This is a genomic window from Candidatus Streptomyces philanthi (genome assembly GCF_059553635.1).
In genome coordinates, this window is sequence record NZ_JCANQV010000284.1 from 1 (window position 1) to 7,027 (window position 7,027).

Annotated in this window: 7 protein-coding genes; 3 read left to right on the forward strand and 4 right to left on the reverse strand. The window is 73.1% G+C overall.

Translation table 11 applies throughout. The features are described 5' to 3' along the window. The coding region (locus AC51EU_RS24595; RefSeq protein ID WP_496269243.1) for a DUF5753 domain-containing protein at window positions 1-415 on the forward strand (415 nt) is incomplete at its 5' end. A gap of 91 nt (window positions 416-506) precedes the next feature. On the opposite strand, the gene AC51EU_RS24600 is transcribed toward AC51EU_RS24595, so the two are convergent. Genes AC51EU_RS24600 through AC51EU_RS24615 form a run of 4 tightly spaced genes read right to left on the reverse strand, consistent with a single transcriptional unit; the run spans window position 507 to window position 5,321 of the window. Further along, window positions 507-2,156, reverse strand: coding sequence for a bifunctional uroporphyrinogen-III C-methyltransferase/uroporphyrinogen-III synthase (locus AC51EU_RS24600; RefSeq protein ID WP_496269244.1), 1,650 nt, complete (start codon window positions 2,154-2,156; stop codon window positions 507-509). Beyond that, the gene (hemC, locus tag AC51EU_RS24605; protein WP_496269245.1) at window positions 2,153-3,130 is read right to left on the reverse strand and encodes a hydroxymethylbilane synthase; all 978 of its coding nucleotides are present in this window, start codon (window positions 3,128-3,130) and stop codon (window positions 2,153-2,155) included. Before hemC ends, AC51EU_RS24600 begins: the two co-directional genes overlap by 4 nt. Next, window positions 3,127-4,548, reverse strand: a complete 1,422-nt coding sequence (locus AC51EU_RS24610) for a glutamyl-tRNA reductase (RefSeq protein ID WP_496269246.1) — start codon at window positions 4,546-4,548, stop codon at window positions 3,127-3,129. The genes hemC and AC51EU_RS24610 overlap by 4 nt, the downstream gene beginning before the upstream one ends. Further along, entirely contained in the window at window positions 4,545-5,321 is a 777-nt protein-coding gene (locus AC51EU_RS24615; RefSeq protein ID WP_496269247.1) for a redox-sensing transcriptional repressor Rex, read from the reverse strand. The genes AC51EU_RS24610 and AC51EU_RS24615 overlap by 4 nt, the downstream gene beginning before the upstream one ends. A 346-nt stretch (window positions 5,322-5,667) precedes the next feature. Between AC51EU_RS24615 and AC51EU_RS24620 the strand changes: the two genes are divergently transcribed. Beyond that, on the forward strand, window positions 5,668-5,955 hold the full coding sequence (locus tag AC51EU_RS24620; RefSeq protein WP_496269248.1) for a glutaredoxin family protein: 288 nt from the start codon (window positions 5,668-5,670) through the stop codon (window positions 5,953-5,955). A gap of 293 nt (window positions 5,956-6,248) precedes the next feature. Beyond that, the coding region (locus AC51EU_RS24625) for an HAD family hydrolase (protein ID WP_496269249.1) at window positions 6,249-7,027 on the forward strand (779 nt) is incomplete at its 3' end.

The following is a 7,027-nucleotide window of genomic DNA, read 5'->3' on the forward strand; positions in this document are numbered from 1 at the left end:
CCGCGACATCGAGGAGGCCGTGGCATCCCGGATGAAGCGGCAGGAAGCGCTGTACGACCCGGCGAAACGGTTCCACGTCCTTCTGTGGGAGGCCGCGCTGCGCGCCCTGATCTGCCCGCCCTCGGTTCTGGCCGCACAGCTCGACCGCCTCACCGGGGCCATTGGTCTTCCCGCGGTCGAGCTGGGGATCGTCCCGCTGACGGCACCGTTGAGAATCCCGCCGGCCGTCGGCTTCTGGGTCCATGACGAACGCCGGGTCATCGTCGAGAACTGGCACGCCGAGCTGTGGATCGACGACGCCGACTGCGTCGCGACGCATCTGCGCACCTGGAAGACCCTGCGTACTTCGGCCGTGTACGGCGCCGAGGCCCACGCCGTGATCAACGCGGCCCGGCGGGCGCTGGGCCCGTCCTGAGCAGGGCGGGCACACTCACGGACGCGGGCCGGACGCACTACTCCCCGCACCCGGCGACCCGGATGCGGGGAGCGTACGCGGTTACCGCATCTCAGCTGCGCGCCCGCCGCCGCGACCCCGGTCGCCGCTCGCTCGGCCGCGTCACCGGGTCCCCCGCCTCGACGGCGGCGTCGCGGCGGGCGGCGCCGAAGTCGGCGAGGGCCTCGGCCAGCTTGTGGACCGACGGTTCGGGGGACAGGACGTCCACCCGCAGGCCGTGTTCCTCGGCGGTCTTGGCGGTGGCCGGGCCGATGCAGGCGATCACGGTGACGTTGTGCGGCTTGCCGGCGATGCCGACGAGGTTGCGCACCGTCGACGAGGACGTGAAGAGGACCGCGTCGAAGCCGCCGCCCTTGATCGCCTCGCGGGTCTCGGCCGGGGGCGGCGAGGCGCGGACGGTCCGGTAGGCGGTGACGTCGTCGACCTCCCAGCCCAGTTCGATCAGGCCCGCCACCAGCGTCTCGGTGGCGATGTCGGCGCGCGGCAGGAAGACGCGGTCGATCGGGTCGAAGACCGGGTCGTAGGGCGGCCAGTCCTCCAGGAGGCCGGCGGCGGACTGCTCGCCGGACGGGACGAGGTCGGGCTTCACGCCGAAGGCGATCAGGGCCTTGGCGGTCTGCTCGCCGACCGCGGCGACCTTGATGCCGGCGAACGCGCGGGCGTCGAGTCCGTACTCCTCGAACTTCTCCCGGACCGCCTTGACGGCGTTGACCGAGGTGAAGGCGATCCACTCGTAGCGGCCGGTGACCAGGCCCTTGACGGCCCGCTCCATCTGCTGCGGGGTGCGCGGCGGCTCGACGGCGATCGTCGGGACCTCGTGCGGCACCGCGCCGTACGAGACGAGCTGGTCGGAGAGCGACGCGGCCTGCTCCTTCGTCCGCGGGACGAGCACCTTCCAGCCGAACAGCGGCTTGGACTCGAACCAGGACAGCTGGTCGCGCTGCGCGGCCGCGCTGCGCTCGCCGACCACGGCTATGACCGGCTGGCCCCCGTCGGGCGACGGCAGCACCTTGGCGGCCTTGAGGACCTGGGCGACCGACCCGAGGGTCGCCGTCCAGGTGCGCTGGCGGGTGGTGGTGCCGGCGACGGTGACGGTCATCGGGGTGTCGGGCTTGCGGCCGGCGGCCACCAGCTCGCCGGCGGCCGCGGCCACCGAGTCGAGGGTGGTGGAGACCACCGCCGTCGCGTCGCTGCCGCCCAGTTCGGCCCAGCAGCGGTCGTCGGCGCAGCGGGCGTCGACGAACCGGACGTCGGTGCCCTCCGCGTCCCGCAGCGGCACACCGGCGTACGCGGGGACGCCGACGGCCGCGGCGATACCCGGCACGACCTCGAAGACGATGCCCTCGGCGGCGCACGCCAGCATCTCCTCGGCGACATTGCCGTCGAGGCCGGGGTCACCGGTGACCGCGCGGACCACCCGCTTGCCGGAGCGCGCGGCCCCCATGACAAGATTGGCGGTGTCCCGAAGCGGGGGGACGTCGGCGGGGATTGACGCCTCGTCAGCCGTGGCCTGCAACGGTGTGTCCACCTGTGCGCGGGCGTGCGCACGGACGACGTCCAGCACCTGCGGGTCGGCGATCAGCACGTCCGCCTGGGCCAGCGCCTCGACGGCACGCAACGTCAGCAGACCGGGGTCTCCCGGCCCGGCACCGAGGAAGGTGACCTGGCCGGTGGCGGAGTGGTTCGGGGCGGTGGGGTTCAAAGTGCTCGCTCCCCCATAAGACCGGCCGCACCCTTGGCGAGCATCTCGGCGGCGAGTTCACGGCCCATGCGCAGGGGGGTCGCGAGATCGCCGGGAGACGCGGGTACGTGCCCGGTGGTGGACAGCTGCACCAGCGCACTGCCGTCGGGAGTCCCGACGACACCGCGCAGGCGCAGTTCGGTGACAGCCTGCTCATCGACCCGCACGTCGGCCAACGCGCCCACGGGCGCGGAACAGCCGGCCTCCAGGGCGGCGAGCAGGGAACGCTCGGCGGTCACGGCGGCCCGGGTGCCCGGGTCGTCGAGCTCGGCGAGCCGGGCGGCGAGGTCCGCGTTGGCCGCGGCACACTCGACGGCCAGTGCCCCCTGGCCGGGGGCGGGCAAAACCAGGTCGGGCGACAGCAGCTCCGTCGCCTCGCCGAGCCGGCCGAGCCGGTTGAGTCCGGCGGCGGCCAGGACGACGCCGTCCAGCTCGCCGTTCTCGACGAAGGCGAGACGGGTGTCGATGTTGCCCCGGATCGGGACGGTCTCCACCCGGCGGCCCAGCGCCCGCGCCCAGGCGTTGAGCTGGGCCATGCGCCGCGGCGAGCCGGTGCCCACGCGGGCGCCGTCGGGCAGCTGCGCGAAGGTCAGGCCGTCGCGGGCGATCAGCGCGTCGCGCGGGTCCTCGCGCACCGGGACGGCGGCGAGGGTGAGATCGTCGGGCTGGGTGGTCGGCAGGTCCTTGAGGGAGTGGACGGCGAAGTCGATCGCGCCGTCCAGCAGCGCGTCACGCAGCGCCGAGACGAAGACGCCCGTGCCGCCGATCTGTGCCAGGTGCTCACGGGAGGTGTCGCCGTACGTGGTGATCTCCACCAGTTCGACGGGGCGACCGGTGACCCGGCGCACCGCCTCGGCGACGTGCCCGGACTGGGCCATGGCGAGCTTGCTGCGGCGGGTGCCCAGCCGCAGTGCTCCGGTGGTGCTGTCGGTCATGCCCGCTCCCGTGCTGCATCGTTCCGGCCGCCCCGTGCCCCGGCCGGGACGTCGGCGGACCGTACGTCGGCCCGGCTGACGGCGGCGACCGTCTGGGGGTCGAGGTCGAAGAGTTCCCGCAGCGCGTCCGCGTACCCGGCGCCACCGGGCTCACTGGCGAGCTGCTTGACCCGCACGGTGGGCGCGTGCAGGAGCTTGTCGACGACCCGGCGGACGGTCTGGGTGATCTCCGCGCGCTGCTTGTCGTCCAGATCGGGGAGCCGGCCGTCGAGCCGCGCGATCTCGCCGGCGACGACATCGGCGGCCATGGTCCGCAGGGCGACCACGGTCGGGGTGATGTGCGCGGCGCGCTGCGCGGCGCCGAACGCGGCGACCTCGTCGGAGACGATGCCGCGCACGGAGTCGACGTCGGCGGCCATGGGGGCGTCGGCGGAGGCGTCGGCGAGGGTCTCGATGTCGACGAGGCGGGCGCCGTCGAGGCGGTGGACGGCGGCGTCGACGTCCCGCGGCATCGCGAGGTCGAGCAGCGCCAGGTCCGCGTCGCGCCCGGCGCGGGCGGCGGCGACCGTCCCGGCGTCGAGCACCAGACCGGTCGCGCCGGTACAGGAGACGACGATGTCGGCGGCGGCCAGTTCCCCGGCGACGGCGGACATGGTGACGGCGCGGGCACGCAGGCCGGCGGAGGGCGCGTGGCCGCCCGGTTCGGCGAGGCCCGTGCCGAACTGCTCCGCGAGGGTGGTGGTCAGCCGCTCGGCCCGCTCGACCGTGCGGTTGGCGACCGCCAGTTCGGCGACACCGGCGCGCGCGAGGGTGGTCGCGGCCAGCGACGACATCGATCCGGCGCCGATGACCAGGGCGCGCTTGCCCTTGGCCCAGGTGCCGACGTCCGGACCGCCGGCCAGCTGTTCCAGGCCGAAGGTGACGAGCGACTGGCCGGCCTTGTCGATGCCGGTCTCGCTGTGGGCGCGCTTGCCGACCCGCAGCGCCTGCTGGAAGAGGTCGTTGAGCAGCCGCCCGGCGGTGTGGTGGCGCTGGGCGACGGCGAGCGCGTCCTTGATCTGCCCGAGGATCTGGCCCTCGCCGACGACCATCGAGTCCAGGCCGCAGGCCACCGAGAAGAGGTGGTGGACGGCGCGGTCCTCGTAGTGGACGTAGAGGTAAGGGGTCAGCTCGTCCAGGTCGGCGCCGCCGTGGCGGGCGAGGAGGGTGGACAGCTCGGCGACGCCGGCGTGGAACTTGTCGACGTCGGCGTACAGCTCGATGCGGTTGCAGGTGGAGAGCACCGTGGCCTCGGTGGCGGGCTCGGCCGAGACGGTGGCCTGGAGCAGCCGGCCGCGTTCCTCGGGCACGAGGGCGGCCCGCTCCAGCACGCTCACCGGGGCGGTGCGGTGGCTCAGTCCCACGACGAGAAGGCTCATGCCGGCATCACGGCGGGCACGTCCCCGTCGGGTCCCTTGCGGTCGGTGTCGGCGGCGGCGACCGCGGCGCGGGCCACCTCGGCGGCCGGGAGGCCCTCCGACACCAGTTCCTCGCCGGCCTTGCGCTGCTCGTGGAAGGCGAGGATCTGCAGTTCTATGGAGAGATCGACCTTGCGCACGTCGACGCCGTCGGGGACGGACAGGACGGTGGGCGCGAAGTTGAGGATCGAGGTGACGCCGGCGGCGACGAGGCGGTCGCAGACCTGCTGGGCGGCGCCGGCCGGCGTGGCGATGACGCCGATCGAGACGCCGTTGCCGCGGATGATGTCCTCCAGCTCGTCGGTGTGCTGGACGGCGATGCCGGCGACGGGGCGGCCGGCCATGGCGGGGTCGGCGTCGATCAGCGCGGCGACGCGGAAGCCGCGGGAGGCGAAGCCGCCGTAGTTGGCGAGCGCGGCGCCGAGGTTACCGATGCCGACGATGACAACCGGCCAATCCTGGGTGAGCCCCAGTTCCCGGGAGATCTGGTAGACGAGATACTCCACGTCGTAGCCGACGCCCCTGGTCCCGTAGGAACCGAGGTAGGAGAAGTCCTTCCGCAGCTTGGCGGAGTTGACCCCGGCCGCTGCGGCGAGTTCCTCGGAGGAGACCGTGGGGACCGAGCGCTCGGAGAGCGCGGTCAGTGCGCGCAGATACAGCGGGAGCCGGGCGACCGTGGCCTCGGGAATGCCTCGGCTTCGGGTCGCCGGTCGGTGATTTCGGCCAGTTGCCACGGTGCTCCTGCGGGTAGAGCGGGGCTGCGGGCGGCCGTATGCGACCCGACCGCCCTGTCCTTTGCAGGCTATGTCTTTGTGAACGCGTGCACAAAGATGGTGTCCGTTTTGCCCGGTCAAAGTGATCGGTGTCACGCACGCTTTCCGCCTCTTCCTGGAACCAACTCCCAGGTCACACCGTTTACCCACGCCTTGCGGGCCCCAGGGGAGCACGCGCCCTCACTCCTCACCGCCATATCCCCCGGAAACCTACAAATCGCCCATCGATCGTAGTCGACGACAGGGGTCCGGGCACCGCTGCGAGGGGCCCCGGAGAGCCGTCGGAGGGCCGGGCACAATGGGCGGTATGGCCCCCTCCTTCGGCGCGTTCAGCCGCACCCCCCGCAAGAGCCCCGCTGACCGGACGGTCACCCTGATCGGCAAGCCCGGCTGCCATCTGTGCGACGACGCCCAGGCCGTGATCGAGACGGTCTGCGCGGAGACCGGCGCCTCCTGGGAGAAGAAGGACATCACCGAGGACGCCGAGCTGTACCGCAAGTACTGGGAGCAGATTCCGGTCGTTCTCGTCGACGGCGCCCAGCACGATTTCTGGCGGGTGGACCCCAAGCGGCTGCGGGCGGCTCTAGGGGCGTGACCACGCCGGTTGCGCGCGTCCGGCGGGTGCCGCCCGGTGGCGCACGCGCCGGGGCGTACGAGCGAGAGCGCGCGCCCCTTCCGCTCCCACTCCGCCGGACAGCCTGTAACCGCCCGGTGAACCGGCCCGGCCCCGTCCGACACAAGGCCGTAACCGGAAGCACCGAACAAACTGGCTACGCTAGCCGTATGGCCCGCCCGTCGTCCGCACCCCGCCCCGAGAGGACCCCCCTCGGGACGCTCTTCCCCACGGGCTGGTTCGGCCGCCACCGACGACCCGCCACCGCGCGCAGCGTGCTGGCCGGCGAGGCCGCGGCCGAGGCCGCCCGCAAGACGTCGCAGGAGACGCCGCCCGCCGAGGAGAAGGGCAAGGAGCCGGAGTTCCCCGTCGCCGGGGACACCACCGCCGCCGCCTTCTTCGACCTCGACAACACCGTGATGCAGGGCGCCTCCCTCTTCCACTTCGGCCGCGGCCTGTACAAGCGGCAGTTCTTCCACAAGCGCGAGCTGGCCCGCTTCGCCTGGCAGCAGATCTACTTCCGGCTCGCCGGTTCGGAGAACCCGGACCACATGACCGACGTCCGCAACAGCGCCCTGTCCATCGTCCAGGGCCACCGCGTCTCCGAGCTGATGTCCATCGGCGAGGAGATCTACGACGAGTACATGGCCGAGCGCGTCTGGCCGGGCACCCGCGCCCTCGCCCAGGCCCACCTCGACGCCGGACAGAAGGTCTGGCTGGTCACGGCCGCGCCCGTGGAGACCGCGACGATCATCGCCCGGCGGCTCGGGCTGACCGGCGCGCTGGGCACCGTCGCCGAGTCCGTCGGCGGGGTCTACACGGGCAAGCTGGTCGGCGAGCCGCTGCACGGCCCGGCGAAGGCGGAGGCGGTGCGCGCGCTCCCCCCCGCCGAGGGCCTGGACCTGTCGCGCTGCGCCGCCTACAGCGACTCCGCGAACGACATCCCGATGCTCTCGCTGGTCGGGCACCCGTACGCGATCAACCCCGACAACCGGCTGCGCAAGCACGCCAGGGAGCAGGGCTGGCGGCTGCGGGACTACCGTACGGGCCGCAA